A 2,042-nucleotide genomic window follows, 5' to 3' on the forward strand; every position below is an offset into this window, starting at 1 on the left:
AGGAACTCAGCACTGCGGGCCTGGTCTCCAGCGGGCAGCGAGGCGTCTACGACCGGTTCCGCGGGCGCCTGGTCTGGCCGATCCGCGACGTGTCGGGCCAGACGATCGGGTTCGGCGCGCGCAAGCTCTTCGACGACGACCAGGGGCCGAAGTACCTCAACACCCCCGAGACCCCGATCTACAAGAAGGCGCAGGTGCTCTACGGACTCGACCTCGCCAAGAAGTCGATCAGCCGTGACCACCGCGTGGTGGTGGTCGAGGGGTACACCGACGTCATGGCCTGTCACCTCGCGGGTGTCACCACCGCCATCGCCACGTGCGGCACCGCGTTCGGCGCCGACCACATGAGCGTCGTCGGGCGGGTCGTGGGGTCCGAGGCGTCGGGCGAGATCGTCTTCACCTTCGATCCGGATGCCGCGGGCCAGAAAGCCGCACTGCGGGCGTTCGCCGAGGCCCGCGGCTCCAGTCTCGGCAGCTACGTCGCGGTCGGACCCGAAGGGCTCGATCCGTGCGACCTGCGCCTCGAGCGCGGCGACGCCGCCGTCCGCTCGCTGATCGAGCTGAAGTCGCCGCTCTTCGAGTTCGTGATCGACCGCCGGATCGCGGAGTACGACCTCCGCTCCGTCGAGGGTCGCGTCGCCGCCCTCCGTTCCACCGCACCGATCGTCGCCGACATCCGCGACGCCGGCATCCGCACGCGGTACGAGCACCTCCTCTCCAAACGGCTCGGCGAAGACCTCGGCGAAGTGCGCCGGGCAGTGAGCCGCGCCTCCGCGCGCGAGCGCGATCGAGCCGCCGAGCCCGCAGCATCCTCGTCGCCGGCCGCCCCTCCGGCAGAGACGACCCGCGTGACCATCGCTTCGCTGCCGCGTTCGGCCGACACGGCCATCGAGCGCGATGCGCTCATGGGCGTGCTGCAGTACGGGCACACGCTCGACCCCGCCGAGGTCGACGCCGCGCTCGCCGCCGACCCGGTGCTGGCCCCGCTCGTCACCGCAGCCCCCGGCAGGCGCGTGCCCCGCACCACCGACCCGCAGGAGCTCGCCGTCCGCGCCGTGCTCGGCCAGCAGGTCTCCACCGCCGCCGCCCGCACCCACGCCGCCCGCCTGGTGCTCGACCGCGGCGAGCCGGTCGACGACCCGGAGGGCGGCCTGACCCACCTGTTCCCGACGCCGCGCGCGCTGCTGGAGGTCGACCCGGAGACCCTGGCCATGCCGCGCGCCCGCCGCACCGCCCTGCTGAACCTGGTCACCGCGCTGGCGGACGGCCTGGACATCGGCCCAGACTGCGACAGGGCCCGCGCCCGCACGGCCCTGCTCGCCCTGCCGGGCCTGGGCCCGTGGACGGTCGAGACGGTCGCCATGCGAGCCTGGGGCGACCCGGACGCGTTCCTGCCCACCGACCTGGGCGTGCGCGCCGCCGCGACGGCACTGGGCCTGCCAGACCGCGCGGGGGAGCTGGGGCGCAGGTCGCGGCGCTGGTCGCCGTGGCGGGCGTACGCCGTGCAGCACCTGTGGGCGACCGGGGACCACCCGGTCAACACCATGCCGACGTGAGGAGGACGGACGTGGACCGCGTGCACACCACGCTCGACAGCCCGCTGGGCGAGCTGACCCTGGTCGCCACCCCGGAGGGGGCGCTGACCGGGCTGTACGTGTGCGAGCAGCGCTACCTGCCGGAGAGCTACACCTTCGGCGAGCGCGACGACGAGGCGTTCGCGGACGTGGCGCAGCAGCTCGCGGAGTACTTCGAGGGCAGGCGCAGGGAGTTCACCGTGCCGGTGGACCCGCGCGGCACCCCGTTCCAGCGGGCGGTGTGGGACGAGCTGCGGGCGATCCCGTACGGGGGGACGACGACGTACGGCGCGCTGGCGGTCCGCGTGGGCGCGCCGACGGCGGCCAGGGCGGTGGGTGCGGCGAACGGGCGGAACCCGATCAGCCTGATCGTGCCGTGCCACCGGGTGCTGGGGTCGACCGGGTCGCTGCGGGGGTACGCGAGCGGGATGGAGCGGAAGCTGTGGCTGCTGGAGCTGGAGGGGGCGC

At 74.1% G+C, this 2,042-nt stretch carries 2 protein-coding genes; both read left to right on the plus strand.

Annotation, left to right across the window (positions count from 1 at the left end; all coding sequences use genetic code 11):
• Positions 1-1,556: toprim domain-containing protein (locus ACTUAL_RS28140; RefSeq protein WP_440902354.1), on the plus strand; the 1,556-nt coding region annotated here is incomplete at its 5' end.
• A partial coding sequence (locus ACTUAL_RS28145) for a methylated-DNA--[protein]-cysteine S-methyltransferase (protein WP_440902355.1) occupies positions 1,553-2,042 on the plus strand: 490 nt, incomplete at its 3' end. The genes ACTUAL_RS28140 and ACTUAL_RS28145, both read left to right, overlap by 4 nt.

The organism is Actinosynnema sp., assembly GCF_052038725.1.